The following is a 17,287-nucleotide window of genomic DNA, read 5'->3' on the forward strand; positions in this document are numbered from 1 at the left end:
CGGGCCGATATCACTCCAAACGGCGATATGTCGTTAGTTGTCATCCAGCTTCGCAAGCCGTTCGGCTTCCGCGATGTCGTCCATCGTATTGGCATTGAAGAACGGATCGACGGGATCGACCGGCCATTCCACGGTGGCGAGCGCGTAGCGGGATGTCCAGCGGCCGACCTTGCGGATGTCCTCGTTGACGAGTGCGTGCCGTAACTCATGGCGGAGGGCGACGTCCCACAGCCCGATGACGGGATGCGATTGTCCGGCCGATGACGCGACGGCAAGCTGCGCATTCTCCGTGATGCGGGCCTGATGCAAGCGGGTGACGAGATCGCGCGGCAGGAACGGGCAATCGCCGGCGACGCTCAGCATCCATGTGACGTCAGGTCGGTTGGCGGCTGTCCATTCCAGACCTGCGAGAATGCCGGCGAGGGGGCCGGGAAAATCCGCGACGTCGTCGGCGATCACGGGCAGACCGAAGGATGCAAATCGCACGGGATCACCATTGGCGTTCAGCACCAGCCCGTCGCATTGCGGCGCGATGCGCGCGATCACGCGGGCCAGGATGCTGCGGCCGCCGATTTCGCGCATCGGCTTGTCGCCGCCGCCCATCCGGCGCGCGAGACCGCCCGCGAGAAGCACGCCCAGCGTGGCCGGATATGTGTTCGTCATCGCCATACCGCTGCATATGACATTTGACGCCAGCCCGATATAACGCAGTTGCACCAAGTGGAACCGCGCGATGCCCGTGACCAAGCTCGACCTGACCGGATTGAAATGCCCGTTGCCGGCGCTGATGACGCGCAAGGCGATGAAGGCACTGTCGGTGGGCGACCGGCTCGAAGTCCACTGCACGGACCCCCTCGCGGTGATCGACATCCCTGCGTTGATTCAGCAAATCGGCGATCAGATCGAAGCCTCCGAACGCAGTGGCGATGTGATCGTTTTCTTCATCGAAAAACGAAATGCTGCGATTGCAAATCGCGATTGAATTGCTGCGATGCAGTGGAAATCATTGATAAATTTTCGCTCCTGATACCTTTGGACTATCGACTCCCGCAGTCGCTTCTGGCCCTGTTCTAAAGTGCGAGCGTGCGTGAATCTTTGTCCGCGCGCCGCAGGGGAATTGACGAAGCGACTTTTTCAAATCGCAGACCGGCTCAGAAGGGTCGGCTGCAGGGGAGAACTTTCATGACAAGTGTGGGCAACGCCGGAACACTGTCTGGCACCAAGCCAGGATTGCTGGAACGCGAACGCATCATTGCGACCGCCGGCTTCAACCGGTGGCTGGTTCCACCTGCTGCACTCTGTATTCATCTCTGTATCGGCATGGCCTACGGCTTCAGCGTGTTCTGGCTGCCGCTGTCGCAAGCAATCACGACACCTGCCTCGAAGGAAGTGTGCGAGGGCATGAGCCTCGCCACCGAGCTGTTCACCACCACCTGTAACTGGAAGGTCGCCAGCCTCGGCTGGATGTACACGCTGTTCTTCGTGCTGCTGGGCGTTTCCGCTGCCATCTGGGGCGGCTGGCTCGAGCGCGTCGGGCCGCGCAAGGCCGGCTTCGTCTCGGCGATGTGCTGGTGCGGCGGTCTCGTGCTCGGTTCGATCGGCGTCTACACGCATCAGCTCTGGCTGCTGTGGATCGGCTCCGGCGTGATCGGCGGTGTTGGTCTCGGCCTCGGCTACATCTCGCCGGTGTCGACGCTGGTGAAGTGGTTTCCGGATCGTCGCGGCATGGCCACAGGCATGGCCATCATGGGCTTCGGCGGCGGTGCGATGATCGGCTCGCCGCTCGCCAACCTCTTGATGAACTATTTCAAGACCCCGACCGATGTCGGCGTCTGGCAGACCTTCCTGGCCATGGGCGTCATCTACTTTGTGTTCATGACCATTGGTGCGTTCTCCTATCGCATCACGCCACCGAACTGGAAGCCGGAAGGCTGGACCCCGCCGGCTACGGCGAATGCGATGATCACCACCGGCCACGTGCATCTCGACAATGCGCACAAGACCAAGCAGTTCTGGCTGATCTGGGGCGTGCTCTGCCTGAACGTGTCGGCGGGCATCGGCGTCATCGGCATGGCCTCGCCGATGCTGCAGGAAATCTTTGCGGGCAAGCTGATCGGCGCGCCGGATCTCTCCTTCAGCCAGCTCTCGGCAGCGCAGAAGACTGCGATTGCCGGCATCGCAGCCGGCTTCGCGGGTCTGATCTCGCTGTTCAACATCGGCGGCCGCTTCTTCTGGGCGTCTTTGTCGGACAAGCTCGGCCGCAAGAACACCTACTACACGTTCTTTATTCTCGGCATCGTCCTCTATGCACTGGTGCCGACCTTCGCGGCGATGGGCAGCAAGGTTCTGTTCGTGCTGGCCTTCGGCATCATCCTCTCGATGTATGGCGGCGGCTTCGCGACCATCCCGGCCTATCTCGCCGATATCTTCGGCACCCAGTTCGTGGGTGCGATCCACGGCCGGTTGCTGACGGCCTGGGCGACTGCGGGCATCGTCGGTCCGGTGGTGGTGAACTACATTCGTGAATTCCAGATCGCTGCCGGCGTGCCGCGGGCGCAGGTCTATGACTTCACGATGTACATCCTCGCCGGCATGCTGGTGCTGGGACTGATCTGCAACATGCTGGTGAAGCCACTGGCGCCGCACTGGTTTATGAAGCCGGAGGAAGTAGCGAAGTTGCAGGCCAAGGGCGCCGAGGCGGCGTCGGCCGGCGGAGGCTCCTATGGTATCGGCAAGGGCGGTTTCGACGGCGCAGCCATTGCCTTCTGGGCTTTCGTCGGTGTCCCGCTGTGCTGGGGCGTCTGGCTGACGCTGCAGAGCGCCGCGCGCATCTTCCAGTAAAACCTGCGCGGGACCGGCAGCGAAAGCTTCCGGTCCCGTTTCACATCTGACGAACAATCTTCAAAACAAGCACATTCGGGGATAACGATGACACGCATCACTACGGGCCTCTTGGCCGCACTGTTCGTTGCGACTTCAATGGGCGCTGCTTCGGCACAGGCGCCTGCGACGCCGGCAACCCCTGCTGCGCCCGCCAAGATGAAGCTGAACAAGCAGAGTCTGAAGGACATGAAGGCGAAGTGGAGCGCCAACAAGGGCAAGCTCAAGGCCTGCCGCAAGGACGTCAAGGTCAAGGGTCTCGCCGGCGACGATCGCTGGTTCTACATCGAAGACTGCATGGCCAAGAGCTGAGCGAGCGCTGGTCTTTCCGGCAGTTCCAGCCTCCTGATCTTTATGCCGCGCCTATGAACAGGCGCGGCTGCCCGTCTCGATTTCATATGGCGATGTCCGCATCTTCTCATCATCCCGACGCGCTCATGCGCCAGGGATTTGAGAAGACGGACAACGACCATGACGATGTTCTACAATCGCGATACGCAGCTGCACGATTTCTCGGCAGACAGCGCCTATCGCTCCTATCTCATCAGCCGCAATCAGCCGCCGATCGTCCATCACTCGGGCGATATCCAATGGAAACGGCTCTGCGTAGCCATCAGGCTGACGCGTAACCACATCAAGGGCTTCTTCGCCGCCATCCACATGGCCCTGGTGGCCGACAAGATGCGCCGCGCGCGGCGTGAACTGGCGCGCGTCCGTGTGCGCGCCGCCGATACGCCGGTGCTTCCGGATCGCCGGAGCGTGCCATGAGGGAAGACCGTTCTGCAGCGCTGTTCGCGCGTGTCGCCTCCTATGCGACCATCAAGCCGGGCATTCTCGCCCGGCTATGGCGTTTCGTCATTGGACCCGCTGTCTATCGGCCGGCCGCGCATTATATGCGCGGACCCGGCCCGAAATGTCGCGAGAAGAACGAGCGCGCGCCCCCCCAATCCTAGCGGGCGCGGTGCAGGGGCGGCGCGTCGTCGGGCTGTGCCCAGATCGCGTCCATCGCGGTGTGTACCTGCTGCTGCTCGGCATCTGTAAGCTCGATCAGCGGCAGGCGCACGGCGGCACTCCCCAGGCCCCGCAAGGTCAATGCATATTTCACCGCCGATGTAACCTGGTCCGGCGGCAGAGCTGCTGCGAGCGGCGCCAGCATGTCGGAGATGGTCGTCGCATAGCGCGGGCATCCCTGGCGGGCCGCGTAATACATGCCGCGGCAGAGCTGCGGCGCCACATTGGCCATCGCGGAGACAACGCCGTCGCCGCCGAGCAGCAGATAAGGCAGGGCTGCGGTGTCCTGTCCCGTCAGCATCCGGAAACCCGCCGGCAGCAGCGGCCGCAATCGCGCGAGCCGTCCGGCGTCGCCGGTGTCGTCGCGCAGGCCTATCAATCGTGGCGAGGCGGCGAGGCCGATGAGCGTGTCGTCGGTCAGCGCGCGAGCACAACGCGATGGTGCGTCATGCACAATGACCGGCAGCAATGTCGCCTCCAGGATCGCACGGAAATGCGCTGCGATGCCATCTGCCGTCGGGCGGTTGTAATACGGCACGACCGAGATGACGGCATCGGCGCCGGCAGCCCATGCCAGCCGCGTTGATTCAATGGCGCGGCTGGTGCAGTTCGATCCCGCGCCGGCAATGACGTGGATGCGCCCGCGGGCGACGCCGGCGGCAGTCCGGATCAGCGTGGCGCGCTCCTTCGAGGTGAGCGTGTCGGCTTCGCCGGCGGTCGCGCCGACCACGATGGCACTGGCGCCGGCATAGACCTGACGCTCGCACAACCGCGCGAAAGTGAGGAGATCGAGCGCGCCATGCGCGTCGAACGGCGTCGGCACGTCGGCGATGATGCCGTGCAGCCAGTCGTTGGCGTGATGGGAGGCATGAGCTTGCGGGAGGGCATGAGCCCGAAGAGCAACTGTGGACATGGCGGGAAGCTCAGGCGACGCGCCGTTGTTGTAACCGTTCGACGGAGGTTGCTGCCGTGAAAGGCAGGGCGTTCATATCGAGTTCGATGAGGCCCGCCGTCTCGATGATAGCTTCGGGGCGATGACCGTTCTCGAACAGTGCATAACGCACGGCATTCGCGCGGCTGACAAACAATCCGCCGAATAGGCCGTTCTGCTCCTGCGCGACCCACTGGCCGCGGCCGTTCTTGCCGATGAAAACGAGGGATGAGCTACACGAGGGAGGTTCGATGGTGATCACTTGCAGTCTCCAGTTCATTCGCTTGAGCGAATGGCTGCAAGATGATCGGCTGCCCGTTTGAAAACGAGATGAGCGGCAGTGCCGCGTTATAGGGATTTCATAAGTGCGTCCGTTCGCACATCACCCACGCGGAACCATCACCGATGATGACGATTGATCGTTTCCATCACAACGGGAGCATGGAATGGCGAAATATTCCAAGAAGGCGGCAGCGAAGGTCGCGCGAGCGGTGAAGAAGGCGAAGGCCGGCACGCTGAGAAGTGGTCGTTCGAAAAAGAAGGTGACCAGCCGCAAACAAGCGATCGCCATCGGCTTGTCGGAAGCTCGCGCCGAGGGCAAGAAGGTGCCGAAGGCGCCGAAGAAAAAGACGGTGAAGAAAGCCAGCAAGAAGACGGCGGGGAAAAAGAAAGCGGCCAAAAAATCCCGGAAGTCGACGAAGGCCTGAGGCTGCGCCGATGTACCTTGATCGACGCATATGAACCAATCTTCGTCATGCTCGGGCTTGTCCCGGGCATCCACGTCTTGGGGAGAGAAGGGACGTAGATGGCCGGGCCCGGCCATGACAGTTTCGACCGAACCGTCATCGCCTCACTTGGTCTGCAGCGTCGCCTTCAGCAGGTGGTCCTTACATTCATCGTCCTTGCCCTCCGCCATTGCTTCGCTGGCCAGGCCGATCTCGTCGGAAGCGGTCTTCTTTTGCTTGCCTTCGGCCATCTTGGCGATGGCTTCGGCGACGAAGGCGATATTCGAGGCGTTGCATTCCCTTGTCTGTAGCTGCTGCGGCTGCGCTGCCACGGTCGGCATCACCGCGAGGCCTATGATCATTCCCAAAATCTTCATGCGCTCAGCTTGCCTTGCGGTGCCGCGCCGATGACCGCGCGGCCCTCTTGGCCGGACGCTTGCGTGCTACATGCGGTCGTGACGACGAAGCGCGTTTGGTCGACTTGCCCTTGCCACCCTTGAGGCTCGCCTTCAGCGCATCCATGAGGTTGATGACGTTGTCCGGCTTCTCCTCCTTCTCGACGACCTTCACCGGCTTGCCCGCGGCCTTGCGCTTCACCAGCGTCTTCAGCGCGGTCTCATATTCATCCTTGAACTTGCTGGGATCGAAATGCGACGCCTTGCTGTCGAGGATATGCGCCGCAAGGTCGATCATGTCCTTGGAGATCCTCGGGTTCTTGATATCGTCGAAATAGTCCTCCTCGTCGCGCACTTCATAGGGGAAGCGCAGCGTGGTACCGAGCAGGCCCTTGCCGAGCGGCTCGATGGCGATGATGTGCTCGCGATTGGTGAGCACGATGCGCGCTAGCGCCACGCGATCTTTGTCCTTCATGGCATCGCGGATCACGGCGAACGCATCGGCGCCGGCCTTGCCGTCGGGCGCGATGTAATAGGGATTGTTCAGATAGCGCCGATCGATCTCGTCGCGCGGCACGAAGTTGTCGATGTCGATAGTGTGATTGCTCTCGATCTGCACGGCCTCGAGCTCTTCCTTCTCGATCTCGACATATTCGCCCTTGCTGATCTCGTAGCCGCGGCCCTTCTGCTCCTTCTCCACGACGTCGCCGGTCTCGACATCCACCATCTGCTGTTTCAGCCGGTTGCCGGTCTCACGGTTGATCATGTGGAATTTGGTTTTCTCGACCGAGGTCGCGGCCGGATACAGCACCACCGGGCAGGTGACGAGCGACAGCTTGAGAGAGCCTTTCCAGTAGGCGCGGGGCGGGGCCATACTCGTCCTCCAACTCGATCTACAAATGAAGCGCGCAGACCGCAAAGTATTGCGCTGGCGTGGATTTCCAGGAACTTCAACGGCAGTTGCTGGTTTTGGTTCCGGGCCGGATCATGCGCCCAATGCGGTGAGTGGGGGACGGTGTGGCCGACAAGCAGCTTCAGATCTACCGCCGGAAACGTGATTTCGCGCTCACCAAGGAGCCCTCCGGCCAGATCGTGGTCGCGCCGGCGAAGCGCCGCCGCTTCGTGATCCAGAAACACGATGCCACGCGGCTGCATTACGATCTGCGGCTGGAGATGGACGGGGTGTTCAAGTCGTGGGCCGTCACGCGCGGGCCATCGATGGACCCTGCCGACAAGCGCCTCGCTGTCGAGGTTGAGGACCATCCGCTCGACTATGGCGATTTCGAAGGCACGATTCCCCGGGGACAATACGGCGGCGRCACCGTGCAACTGTGGGACCGTGGCTATTGGGAGAGCGACGATCCGGACAAGGGCTTCAAGAAGGGCGACCTGAAATTCACGCTGGACGGCGAGAAGCTGCATGGCGGCTTCGTGCTGGTGCGCATGAAGCATGACCGCAATGGCGGCAAGCGCACCAACTGGTTGCTGATCAAGCATCGCGATGAGTTTGTGAGGGAGGGCAAGGCCAACACCATTCTCGACGATGATAAGTCAGTGGCATCCGGCCGGACCATGAGCGCCATCGCCTCAGGAAAAGGGAAGGCGCCGAAGCCGTTCATGATCGCGAAGACGGCGAAGATCAAGCGGGACGCGGTGTGGGATTCCAGCGAGGGGAGTGCTGCTGATGCGCGTGCGAAGAAGGGTGTGAAGGCCAAGGCGGATGTCGGCAAGCGTGCGACCGAGAAGATTGCAGTAAAGAGCGCCGTGACAAAGAAGGTAGCCAAAACCTTCGTGAAGCCGGTCAAGGTCGCAAAGATGCCTGGCTTCGTCGCGCCTCAACTTTGTACCATCGTGGATCGGCCCCCCTCCGCGGATGGCTGGGCGCATGAAATCAAGTTCGACGGCTATCGTGTGCAGCTCCGCGTCGAAGGCGGCGAGGCCACGCTGAAGACACGCAAGGGGCTCGACTGGACAGAGAAGTTTCAGACCATCGCCAAGGGAGCCACCGGCCTGCCGGACGCTATCATCGATGGCGAGATTGTCGGCCTTGATGCACATGGCGCGCCGGACTTCGCTGCGCTGCAGGCGGCGCTGTCGGATGGCGAGACCGATACGCTTATTTTTTTCGCGTTCGACCTGCTGTTTGCGGATGGCGAAGACCTGCGGAAGCTGCCGCTTGGCGAGCGCAAGGAGCGATTGAAGGCGCTACTCGACAAAGCCCGCGGCCGTCGCAAGGAAAGCCTGATCCGCTATGTCGATCATTTCGAGACTGGTGGTGACGCCATTCTGCAGTCGGCCTGCAAACTGTCGCTGGAAGGCATCGTCTCCAAGAAGCTGTCGGAGCCCTATATGTCCGGCCGTTCGCAACACTGGACCAAGGCCAAGTGCCGGGCCGGCCATGAGGTCGTGATCGGCGGATGGAAGAGTAATGCCGGCAAGTTCCGGTCGCTGATGGTCGGCGTCAACAGAGGCGATCATCTGGCCTATGTCGGCATCGTCGGCACCGGCTTCGGCCAGGACAAGGTCACGCGCATCATGCCGGCGCTGAAGAAAGCAGCGGCGAAGACGAGCCCGTTCGGCGGCAAGGAGACGCCACCGGGTGGTCGGGACGTGCACTGGCTCAAGCCCGAACTGGTGGCCGAGATCGAATTCGCAGGCTTCACCGGCGCGGGCATGGTGCGTCAGGCGTCATTCAAGGGGCTGCGGCAGGACAAGCCAGCCGATGAGGTCGAGGCAGAGACTCCCGAGAAGACCGAACTTGCCGAGCCGACGCCGAAGCCCAACGCGAAGAAGACTGCCAAAAGCTCCGCAAGAAAAACCGCGCCCGCAAGAGCTGCGGCAGGCAATGCCGTTGTCATGGGCGTATCGATCTCCAAACCCGACAAGGAGCTATGGCCGGATGCCGGCGATGGCGAGCCGGTTACCAAACGCGATCTCGCGGTGTATTTCGAAGCCGTGGGCGACTGGATGATGGACTATCTCAAGGGTCGCCCGTGTTCGATCGTGCGCGCGCCCGACGGCATCGACGGGCAGCAGTTCTTCCAGCGCCACGCAATGCCGGGGACATCCAACCTGCTCGAACTCGTGAAAGTCTCCGGTGACCGCAAGCCTTACCTGCAGATCGATCGCGTCGAGGGTCTTGCGGCTGTCGCGCAGATCGGCGGACTCGAACTGCATCCGTGGAATTGCGCGCCGGATGCGCCGGATACACCGGGGCGTCTGGTGTTCGATCTCGACCCGGCGCCTGATGTGGAGTTCATTGCCGTCATGGATGCGGCACGCGAGATGCGCGAACGGCTCTCGAGCCTCGGCATGGAGAGTTTCTGCAAGACGACCGGCGGCAAGGGCCTGCATGTGGTGGCGCCACTGCTGCACGGCGCGAAGGACAAGGTCGACTGGAAAACGGCGAAGAGTTTTGCGCAGGCCGTGTGCCAGCAGATGGCCAGTGACGACTCCGAGCGCTACCTCCTCAACATGTCGAAGAAGCTGCGTGGTGGAAAGATTTTCCTCGATTATCTGCGCAACGACCGGATGTCGACCGCGGTCTCGGTGCTGTCGCCGCGGGCGCGAAAGGGGGCCACGGTGTCGATGCCGCTGACATGGCCACAGCTGCGCAAAGATCTGGATCCGAAGAATTTCACTGTGCGCAGCGTCCCGTCGCTAATGGCGAAGAGCAAGGCGTGGGCGGGTTACGAGGATGCTGCGTCGTCGATCAAGTCGGCGATCGGGAAAATGAAATAACGCTCACCGTCCTCACTCGCTTTCGCGGGTGATGACGGTGAGAGCGTACGCACATGGAAAAGCGCGCGATCCTTCCGGATCGCGCGCCTTGAAATCAATATCCGCTCTTACAGCTTACCAAGCAGCAGGAGGATCAGCAGAATTACCACGATGAGGCCGAGACCGCCGCCGCCGTAATAGCCGGTGCCGTAGAACGGACCGCCGCCGATACCGCTGAAACCACCAAGCAAGGCGATAATCAGAATGATCAGAATGATAGTACCAATGGACATGGATTTCTCCTCAGCCTGGCAGACGGACAAGCCTGCTGCCTTCATGCGATAAAAACGCGCAGGCATCCCCAAGGTTCCATGAGTGAAACTTCGATTACGACTACCGTCGGGCGAAATCGCGCTTACATCCGTGTGAGCTAACAAAGGATCATGAGATGTCTGCACCGCTCGTCGTTTCCATTCCGCACAGTCTCGGCCGCGAGGAAGCTGCGCGCCGGCTCAAGACAGGACTGACACGCGCCGCAACTAATGTACCAATGTTGAAAGTTGACGAGGAGCGCTGGGACGGCGATCGGATGATCTTCCGCGTCCGTGCCATGGGGCAGGCGGCGTCCGGTCATGTCGATGTGGCCGAGGATCATGTCACCGTCGAAGTGCTGCTGCCCTGGTTGCTGCAGCGTTTCGCGGAAGTGGCGCAGGCAGCGATCAAATCGCGCGGAAATCTGCTGCTCACGAAAAAGAGTTGAAGCGGCGATTGCGGCGTGCAGAAAATCTCACGCATCTTCAAATGTCTGCTGCTGCGCAACATAAAAATGCCGTGCGATAGTGCGGCGCACGCGAGTTTGATCGTAAACCACTCGCAAACAATTTGATGAAAAGCTTTGAGCACGCGGAGGAAGGGAACCGACCTTTCTCGAGTCGGCACGACATCCGCCAGGCCGTCCGGCCGTTGATCCCGGGCGGCCTTGTCGTGTGTGCTATCGCAAACGCGTCGAACGAATGCGTTTCGGCGCGGCATGTGCCTTCACGATCGCCATCGGAATCTGCCTGAAGAGCTTGGCAACGGAGAGCTGGATCGCGCCGTTCTTCTGCGCAGAACCTTCAACGAGGTAGCCGGGCGCGATCACTGTCGCGTCGAAGGCCGTCGCCTCCGGCCAATGCCGCCCGCCTTGTGTCGCTTCGGAAAAAGCGCGTGGGATCACGACGATTGCCGCGTCGCGCTGATGCCGCCGAGCAAAGGCGATGATGTGCGCGGCATGAGGTCCGGTCACTTCAAGTGGTTCGTAATCGCCATCGGTGAAGACGGCTGCCATCTCGGTGCGGCGTTTCAACAGCTCGCGCGTCCAGGCGAGCTTGATGTGGCCATCATCCCAGTGCTGCGCCAGTGCCGCCCAATCCGGTTGCTGCAGTGCCTTCAGAACTTTCGTGCGTTCGGCGAAATCCACCGGGCGGCGGTTATCGGGATCGACCAGCGAGAAATCCCAGAATTCGGTGCCCTGATAGAAGTCCGGCATGCCGGGAATGGTCGCTTTCAGCGTGATCTGGCTGAGTGAATTCAACGCGCCGATCAGCGATGTGCGTTTGGCAAAGGTCTCAAGCGCTGCAAGAAATTCCGGCGACTGGGCCGGGTCGAGAATGCGCTCCAGAAACGTGCGCAGACCCTTCTCATAGGTGTCGTTGGGGTTGAGCCAGCTCGTTTCCTGCTTGCCCTCGCGCGCTGCCTTCAGCGCATAGGCCTGCATCCGGTCGAGGAAGGAATTGTCCTGCCCGCCGAGCGGCCAGGCGCCGATAAGCGCCTGATACAACATATACTCGAACGCTGCGGAGGGCGCGCGCATCTCGCCGTCAACAACCAGATGCGGCGCGTTCAGAAACTTCCAGCGGCTGACAGCACTGGCCCATTCACCGGGCATTTCGGCCAGCGCTAGCAAACGCGCGCGGGCATCCTCGCCGCGCTTGGTATCGTGGGTGGCGGTCGAAGTCATGCCATGCGGCCGCTCGAGCGCGCGTGTGATCATTATCTCGTGGAACGTGGCGACAGGTATCGCTTCCGCTGCCGGCTCGCCGCCAACTTCGTTGAACGCCAGCAGGCGATGATAGCGATAGAAGGCGGTGTCTTCGAGCGACTTCGCCATCGTCGGCCCGGTGAACTGTTGCACCTTCAATGCAAAGCGTCGCACCCGCGGCTTGCTATGCGCGGGGCGGCCAGGCTTCAGCAGGTCCAGCGTCAGAGCGTCGCGCAAGAAGTCGAACAAGCCTTCATCGGCGCCGAACCAGTCGGCGCGAGCTTTCTCGATGGTCGTGGCGATCAGTTGCCGGTCGAGGGCAGATGGACCGGCGGTGGAGAGATAGGTGCGATAGACCGGGAAATGCAGCACGTAAAGTTCGAAAGCCTGACGCAGCGTGTCGGCGGAGAAGTCGCGCGTCGAATAATGCCCGTTGGCGATCCGTGCCAGCAGACGCGTCAGCACGGTGAATTCGCTGAGCAGCAGCGTATCGAGCACGCGGCGCTTGGCTTCCACCAGTTGCGGTTCGAATTTCGGCGAGACGTTGCTCACCTGTCGCCAAGTTTCGCCCAGTGGTTCCAGGCCTTTTTCTTCGACCAGCACCTGCGTGATCACATTGAGCCATTCATAGCCGGTGGTGCCATGTACGCCGGCGAAGGGCACCAGCTTCTCGTGCTCGCCGAGAATCTTCTCGACCACGACATAGAATGGTTTGGTGCTGTTGCCATGCGCCTCGCGGATCAGCCGGCGCAGCCGTTGGAAATATTGCGAGGGATCGTGAAGACCGTCGATATGGTCCAGCCGCAACCCCTGCAGCTTGTCTTCGGTAATCAGCCGTTTGACCAGCGAATGGATTGCCTCGAACGTATCGGCGTCCTCGATACGCAGACCAGCCAGCGTATTGACGTCGAAGAAGCGGCGGTAGTTGATCTCGCTCGATGCCAGGCGCCACTGACCGAGCTTGTAGTGCTGGCGCTCCAGCAGCATGTGCATGGCCTGAATCTGGGCGGGCCGATCCGGCCCGGCGCGATAGGCGTCGAGGCCGCGCGTGATAACCTCGGCAGCGCCGTGGATCGACACCAGCTGCTGCTTGAAAGCCGGCGCTTCCCGCCGGTTGGGATGGCGGAGGCCCTTGTGCCTGGCAGCCAGTGTCAGGATTGCGCGGCCGGCTGGCGTGTTGCCGGCGTCGGCTTCCTTGACGATGGTGCGCAGCATCTCGCTGTAGCGCTCCGGCGCGATCGGCAGCCTATGTTCGAAATACCAGGCCGAGAAGCTGCCTTCCTCGGCGTCGTATTTCAGCTCGATCTCGCCGTTGTCCAGTGCCTGGCCATAAGAGCTACCGATGATCGGTAGTAGCAGACCGCCGCGTGCGCGATAGGGCAGGGTGTCCCAGTCGATGTCGAAGGAGACGGCGTGCGGCGAGGCCTGTCCCCATTCCAGCACGTCGAGCCACCACGGATTGTCTGCGAAATGCACGCCCACATGATTGGGCACAAAGTCGAGGATCAGGCCGATATCGTTGGCCTTTAGCGCGGCACTCAGGCGCTCGAAACCTTCGTCGCCGCCCAGCTCCGGATTGAGCTTGGTGTGATCGACAATGTCATAGCCATGGGTCGAGCCGGCGCGCGATTTCATGAATGGCGACGCGTAGAGATGGGTGATGCCAAGCGCCTTCAGATAGGGGGCGATGCCCGCGGTGGCATCGAAATCGAAATCCTTAGTGAGTTGAATACGGTAGGTCGCGACGGGAATCGCAGGAGCCATTATCTATCTCCGATCCGCCATACGACGGACCACGGCGTCCCCACGCCGGTGGTAGTGTTGCCCCAAATTGTTGTGCCGGATGCGGACTGCGTAGCCGCTATTTCCTTGTCGGACAGATTTGCCGTGAGATGCAGCTTGCTGCCGTCACCCATTGTCCAAAATGCCGTGAGCCAACCGCCGTCACTTGCCTCAGCCTTGCCGAACCGTGCGCCAGCGAGGCGCGGCACGATATGCTGCTTGCGCAATGCGAGCAGCTCGCGAACCAGCGTTAGCCGCTTCTTACCCGTGGTCGTTTCGCGATTGCCCCAATCGACAAAGGCCGAGCGGAAGGAGCTCTCGTCCAGCGGATCGGGAATCTCGTCGCCATACTTTTCGTAGGCGCTGGCGAATTCTTTCTTTCGGCCATTACGCACGGCATTGGCGAGGTCGCCCTCGAAATCGCAGAAGAACGGGAACGGCACTTTCGAGCCCCATTCCTCGCCCTGAAACAGCATCGGCACCATCGGCGCCAGCAATGTAACGGCCAGCGCAGCTTCGATGGCCTCGGGCTTGGCCAAGGTCTCCAGCCGATCGCCAAGCGCGCGATTGCCGATCTGGTCGTGGTTCTGCAGGAAATTCACGAAGGCCGCCGGTGCGAGTTCGCCTGATGGTTCGCCGCGCGGTGCGCCGTCGCGATGCGCCGACGACTGGCCCTGATAGGCGAAGCCCGAGCCCAGCGCCCGTACGATATGATCGAGCGGCTTCGGTGCGTAGTCGCTGTAATAGCCCTTGTCCTCGCCGGTGAGCAGCACGTGCCAGGCATGGTGATAGTCGTCGTTCCACTGCGCGCGATATTTGCCGCGCGGCGGGTTGGTGGCGGGATCGAGCAGAGTGGCGCGGTTGTCGTCGTTCTCGAGCACCAAATGGATCAGCCGGCCGGTGTCGGCGGCCAGCTTGCCGACCTCGCGGCTCAGCTCGTGCAGCATCGGGATCTCGCCCTGTTCGGGGATCGCATGCACGGCATCGAGCCTGAGCCCATCGAAGCGATAGTCGCGCAGCCACGCCACGGCATTCTCGATCGCGTAGTCCCGCACCTCCGGCAGGTGATAGTTGATCGCCGAGCCCCACGGCGTATGCGCATCGCCGAAGAAGGACGGCGCATACTGCCCGATGTAATTCCCTTCCGGGCCGAAGTGGTTATAGACGACGTCCAGAAACACCGTCAGCCCACGCAGATGCGCCTCGTCGATCAGCGCCTTCAGATCGTCCGGGCGGCCGAACATCGCGTCCGGCGCATACCACAGCACACCGTCATAACCCCAGTTGCGCTTGCCGGCGAAATCGGCGAGCGGCATCAGCTCGAGTGCGGTGATCCCGGTGACGACGAGATGATCGAGCTTGTCGATCATCGCGCGATAGGTGCCCTGCGGCGTAAAGGTACCGACATGGGTTTCAATCAGCACGGTCTCTTCCCACGGCCGCCCGCGCCAGTCGGTCGCGCGCCACGCATATGTCCTGTGATCGATGACTTGCGACGGGCCATTGATATCATCCGGCTGAAAGCGTGAGCCGGGGTCGGGCACGTCGGTCTTGCCGTCGATCCTGAAGCGATAGGTGGCGCCGGCTTTCACATCGGAAATTTCGGCGGCGAACCAGCCGTCATCGCCGGGCTTCAGCGGATGCGCCTGATCGCCAAGCACCACGTCGACGCGTTGTGCAGCGGGCGCCCAGAGGCGGAAGATCGCGCCTTTCTCAGTCAGCCGTGGTCCGAACGAATGAGCGCTCATGCCGGCGTCCCCGCAAAGGCAAGCACCGAGCGCGGTGGCGCATCGATGTCGCTACCTGGAGGCAGGATGGCGATCGAGAGCTTTTCGTCGGCGGTGTTCAGCACCTGCCGCCAGTTCTTGTATTCCAGCATCTTCGGCAGCTTGAATGGAATGCCCTCAGGCGCCGCATTCAGCACGATGAAGATCGGATTGGTGTTGTCGCCGGAAGCGCTAAGCACATAGGAGAGGAAGCGGCCGTCGGGAAACGCCCAGTCCGTCTCGGTCATCTCGTCGGCCGAGGGCGTCAGCCACAGCACGCCATAGCTGCCATCGGCGCGGCGGCCGTCGAGCCAGCGTTGCGTGGTGATCTGCGGAAAGCGCTGTCGTAGCTGCGCCATATGGCCAATGAAGTCGGTGAGATCGTCGTCCTTGTCGCCGAGATTGTCCCATCCGACCCAACCGATCTCGTTGTCCTGGCAATAGGCGTTGTTGTTGCCGCCCTGGGTGTTGCCGACCTCGTCGCCGGCCAGCAGCAGCGGCACGCCCTGCGCGAGGAACAGACAGGCGAGCTGGTTCTTGCGCAGCTGTCGGCGCAGCGCCAGCAGCTCGGGATCGTCGGTCGGGCCCTCGACGCCGAAATTGTTGCTCAGATTGTCGCTGGAGCCATCGCGATTGTCCTCGCCATTGGCCTCGTTGTGCTTCTCGTTATAGGCAAAGAGATCGGCCAACGGAAAACCGTCATGTACGGTGACATGGTTAATGCCGGCGCGCTGCTTGCGGCCGTCATGGTTGAACACGTCTGAGGAACCGGTCATGCGGCTGGACACTTCGCCGATCAGCGAGCCTTCGCCGCTCCAGTAGCGGCGCATGGCGCTGCGATATTTGTCGTTCCATTCCGACCACTGCGACGGAAACGCGCCAACTTGATAGCCGCCCATGCCGAGATCCCAGGGTTCGGCGACCATTTTGACGTTCGCGAGAACAGGGTCCTGCCGGATGGCGGTGAGGAAGCCGCTATTGCGGTCGAAGCCATTCGGCCCGCGTGCCAGCGTGGTTGCAAGGTCGAAACGAAAGCCATCCACGTGACACACCTCCACCCAGTAGCGCAGCGAATCCATCACCATCTGCAACACGCGCGGATGCGTAAGGTTCATCGAGCTGCCACAGCCCGTGAAGTCGTCATAGAATCGTGGATTGTCCGGCATCAGCCAGTAATAGGAGGCGTTGTCGATGCCGCGATAGCTCAGCGTCGGGCCGAGATGATTGCCTTCGGCGGTGTGGTTATAGACCACGTCGAGCATCACCTCGATGCCCGCATCATGCAGCCGCGCGACCGTCGTGCGGAACGCATCGAGCGGATTGTCGGTGCCGTAGCGCGCTTCCGGGGCGAAGAAGGAGAGGGTATTGTAACCCCAGTAATTCACCAGCTTCATTTCCACCAGCCGGCGGTCATCGACAAAGCTGTGCACCGGCAGCAGCTCGATGGTGGTAACGCCAAGCCGTTTGAGATGCTCGATCATCGACGGCGACGACAGGCCGCGATAGGTCCCGCGCAGCCCTGGCGGCACGTCCTTGCGGGTCTGCGTCAGGCCTTTCACATGGGCCTCATAGATGATGGTGTCTTCCCAGGGTACGCTGGGACGCGCTTCCTTGCGGCCCCAGTTGAACGTTTCGTCGACCACCACAGCCTTCGGCATGCCGCGCGCATTGTCGCGGCGGTCGAAAGAGAGGTCCTCGCGCGACGAGCCGGTGCGATAGCCGAAATGTGCATCGCTCCAGACGAGACGCCCGGCCAGTTTCTTGGCATAGGGGTCGAGCAGCAGCTTGTGCGCATTGAAGCGATGTCCATGCTCCGGTTCATAGGGCCCATGCACGCGATAACCATAAAGCTGGCCCGGCGAGACATCGTTGAGATAGCCGTGAAAGACGTGCTCGTTATATTCCGGCAGTTCGATGCGCTCGAGTTCGCGCCGCCCCTGGCTGTCGAACAGACACAGTTCGACCTTGGTGGCGTTCGCAGAGAACAAGGCAAAGTTGGTCCCCCGTCCGTCCCAGCTTGCGCCGAGGCGGGAGGGCATGCCGGCGGATAGTCTCAT

General features: G+C 61.7%; 16 protein-coding genes and 1 pseudogene. 8 read left to right on the forward strand and 9 right to left on the reverse strand.

Annotation, left to right across the window (positions count from 1 at the left end):
- Positions 1-33: 33 nt before the first annotated feature.
- Positions 34-663 carry a molybdenum cofactor guanylyltransferase MobA gene (gene mobA / locus AC1DUY_RS10750; RefSeq protein ID WP_478114165.1) on the reverse strand — a complete coding sequence of 210 codons (630 nt, stop codon included), beginning with the start codon at positions 661-663 and terminating at the stop codon, positions 34-36.
- A 70-nt stretch (positions 664-733) separates the two neighbouring features.
- Between mobA and AC1DUY_RS10755 the strand changes: the two genes are divergently transcribed.
- The 5 genes from AC1DUY_RS10755 to AC1DUY_RS10775 all read left to right on the forward strand — a co-directional run bounded on the left by AC1DUY_RS10755 (position 734) and on the right by AC1DUY_RS10775 (position 3,833).
- The gene (locus AC1DUY_RS10755) at positions 734-982 is read left to right on the forward strand and encodes a sulfurtransferase TusA family protein (protein WP_478114167.1); all 249 of its coding nucleotides are present in this window, start codon (positions 734-736) and stop codon (positions 980-982) included.
- Positions 983-1,182: 200 nt separating this feature from the next.
- Positions 1,183-2,841 (forward strand): OFA family MFS transporter, encoded by a 1,659-nt coding sequence (locus tag AC1DUY_RS10760; RefSeq protein ID WP_175367285.1) that lies wholly within the window; start codon positions 1,183-1,185, stop codon positions 2,839-2,841.
- 87 nt (positions 2,842-2,928) lie between these two features.
- The gene (locus tag AC1DUY_RS10765) at positions 2,929-3,192 is read left to right on the forward strand and encodes a hypothetical protein (protein ID WP_441232136.1); all 264 of its coding nucleotides are present in this window, start codon (positions 2,929-2,931) and stop codon (positions 3,190-3,192) included.
- Between the two features lie 159 nt (positions 3,193-3,351).
- The gene (locus AC1DUY_RS10770) at positions 3,352-3,648 is read left to right on the forward strand and encodes a hypothetical protein (protein ID WP_199712044.1); all 297 of its coding nucleotides are present in this window, start codon (positions 3,352-3,354) and stop codon (positions 3,646-3,648) included.
- Positions 3,645-3,833 (forward strand): hypothetical protein, encoded by a 189-nt coding sequence (locus tag AC1DUY_RS10775; RefSeq protein ID WP_478114170.1) that lies wholly within the window; start codon positions 3,645-3,647, stop codon positions 3,831-3,833. Before AC1DUY_RS10770 ends, AC1DUY_RS10775 begins: the two co-directional genes overlap by 4 nt.
- On the opposite strand, the gene dapA is transcribed toward AC1DUY_RS10775, so the two are convergent.
- Entirely contained in the window at positions 3,830-4,804 is a 975-nt protein-coding gene (dapA, locus tag AC1DUY_RS10780; protein WP_478114174.1) for a 4-hydroxy-tetrahydrodipicolinate synthase, read from the reverse strand. The two genes, AC1DUY_RS10775 and dapA, sit on opposite strands and share 4 nt — an antisense overlap.
- A 10-nt stretch (positions 4,805-4,814) precedes the next feature.
- On the reverse strand, positions 4,815-5,084 hold the full coding sequence (locus AC1DUY_RS10785) for a hypothetical protein (RefSeq protein WP_120289267.1): 270 nt from the start codon (positions 5,082-5,084) through the stop codon (positions 4,815-4,817).
- A 184-nt stretch (positions 5,085-5,268) separates the two neighbouring features.
- Here AC1DUY_RS10785 and AC1DUY_RS10790 point away from each other — a divergent pair.
- Positions 5,269-5,523: pseudogene (locus tag AC1DUY_RS10790) on the forward strand (DUF6496 domain-containing protein); the annotation flags it as partial.
- 149 nt (positions 5,524-5,672) lie between these two features.
- Here the strand turns inward: AC1DUY_RS10790 and AC1DUY_RS10795 are convergent.
- The gene (locus tag AC1DUY_RS10795; protein WP_478114177.1) at positions 5,673-5,909 is read right to left on the reverse strand and encodes a hypothetical protein; all 237 of its coding nucleotides are present in this window, start codon (positions 5,907-5,909) and stop codon (positions 5,673-5,675) included.
- A gap of 19 nt (positions 5,910-5,928) precedes the next feature.
- Complete coding sequence (ku, locus tag AC1DUY_RS10800; RefSeq protein WP_478114179.1) at positions 5,929-6,816, reverse strand: non-homologous end joining protein Ku; 888 nt, start codon at positions 6,814-6,816, stop codon at positions 5,929-5,931.
- A gap of 143 nt (positions 6,817-6,959) precedes the next feature.
- Between ku and ligD the strand changes: the two genes are divergently transcribed.
- On the forward strand, positions 6,960-9,683 hold the full coding sequence (ligD, locus tag AC1DUY_RS10805; protein WP_478114181.1) for a DNA ligase D: 2,724 nt from the start codon (positions 6,960-6,962) through the stop codon (positions 9,681-9,683).
- 107 nt (positions 9,684-9,790) lie between these two features.
- Here the strand turns inward: ligD and AC1DUY_RS10810 are convergent, their stop codons facing one another.
- Positions 9,791-9,955, reverse strand: a complete 165-nt coding sequence (locus AC1DUY_RS10810) for a DUF3309 family protein (protein WP_081422059.1) — start codon at positions 9,953-9,955, stop codon at positions 9,791-9,793.
- A 155-nt stretch (positions 9,956-10,110) separates the two neighbouring features.
- Here AC1DUY_RS10810 and AC1DUY_RS10815 point away from each other — a divergent pair, with 155 nt between their 5' ends.
- The gene (locus AC1DUY_RS10815) at positions 10,111-10,422 is read left to right on the forward strand and encodes a polyhydroxyalkanoic acid system family protein (RefSeq protein ID WP_439076350.1); all 312 of its coding nucleotides are present in this window, start codon (positions 10,111-10,113) and stop codon (positions 10,420-10,422) included.
- 231 nt (positions 10,423-10,653) lie between these two features.
- Here AC1DUY_RS10815 and treY read toward each other — a convergent pair whose 3' ends face one another.
- The 3 genes from treY to glgX are packed head-to-tail and all read right to left on the reverse strand — an operon-like array spanning position 10,654 to position 17,287.
- The gene (gene treY, locus AC1DUY_RS10820; RefSeq protein ID WP_478114184.1) at positions 10,654-13,446 is read right to left on the reverse strand and encodes a malto-oligosyltrehalose synthase; all 2,793 of its coding nucleotides are present in this window, start codon (positions 13,444-13,446) and stop codon (positions 10,654-10,656) included.
- Positions 13,446-15,212 (reverse strand): malto-oligosyltrehalose trehalohydrolase, encoded by a 1,767-nt coding sequence (treZ, locus tag AC1DUY_RS10825; RefSeq protein WP_478114186.1) that lies wholly within the window; start codon positions 15,210-15,212, stop codon positions 13,446-13,448. The genes treY and treZ overlap by 1 nt, the downstream gene beginning before the upstream one ends.
- A complete protein-coding gene (glgX, locus tag AC1DUY_RS10830) occupies positions 15,209-17,287 on the reverse strand; it encodes a glycogen debranching protein GlgX (protein WP_093760720.1) in 2,079 nt (692 codons plus the stop codon). The genes treZ and glgX overlap by 4 nt, the downstream gene beginning before the upstream one ends.

The sequence above is a fragment of the Tardiphaga sp. P4_G1 genome, from assembly GCF_056401215.1.

Coding starts and splice junctions, on each gene's coding strand:
- AC1DUY_RS10765 (WP_441232136.1), top strand. CDS start 2,929: ATGACACGCATCACTACGGGCCTCTTGGCCGCACTGTTCGTTGCGACT.
- dapA (WP_478114174.1), bottom strand. CDS start 4,804: ATGTCCACAGTTGCTCTTCGGGCTCATGCCCTCCCGCAAGCTCATGCC.
- AC1DUY_RS10810 (WP_081422059.1), bottom strand. CDS start 9,955: ATGTCCATTGGTACTATCATTCTGATCATTCTGATTATCGCCTTGCTT.
- AC1DUY_RS10815 (WP_439076350.1), top strand. CDS start 10,111: ATGTCTGCACCGCTCGTCGTTTCCATTCCGCACAGTCTCGGCCGCGAG.
- AC1DUY_RS10770 (WP_199712044.1), top strand. CDS start 3,352: ATGACGATGTTCTACAATCGCGATACGCAGCTGCACGATTTCTCGGCA.
- treY (WP_478114184.1), bottom strand. CDS start 13,446: ATGGCTCCTGCGATTCCCGTCGCGACCTACCGTATTCAACTCACTAAG.
- AC1DUY_RS10795 (WP_478114177.1), bottom strand. CDS start 5,909: ATGATCATAGGCCTCGCGGTGATGCCGACCGTGGCAGCGCAGCCGCAG.
- glgX (WP_093760720.1), bottom strand. CDS start 17,287: ATGAGACTATCCGCCGGCATGCCCTCCCGCCTCGGCGCAAGCTGGGAC.
- treZ (WP_478114186.1), bottom strand. CDS start 15,212: ATGAGCGCTCATTCGTTCGGACCACGGCTGACTGAGAAAGGCGCGATC.
- AC1DUY_RS10755 (WP_478114167.1), top strand. CDS start 734: ATGCCCGTGACCAAGCTCGACCTGACCGGATTGAAATGCCCGTTGCCG.
- mobA (WP_478114165.1), bottom strand. CDS start 663: ATGACGAACACATATCCGGCCACGCTGGGCGTGCTTCTCGCGGGCGGT.
- ku (WP_478114179.1), bottom strand. CDS start 6,816: ATGGCCCCGCCCCGCGCCTACTGGAAAGGCTCTCTCAAGCTGTCGCTC.
- AC1DUY_RS10775 (WP_478114170.1), top strand. CDS start 3,645: ATGAGGGAAGACCGTTCTGCAGCGCTGTTCGCGCGTGTCGCCTCCTAT.
- AC1DUY_RS10760 (WP_175367285.1), top strand. CDS start 1,183: ATGACAAGTGTGGGCAACGCCGGAACACTGTCTGGCACCAAGCCAGGA.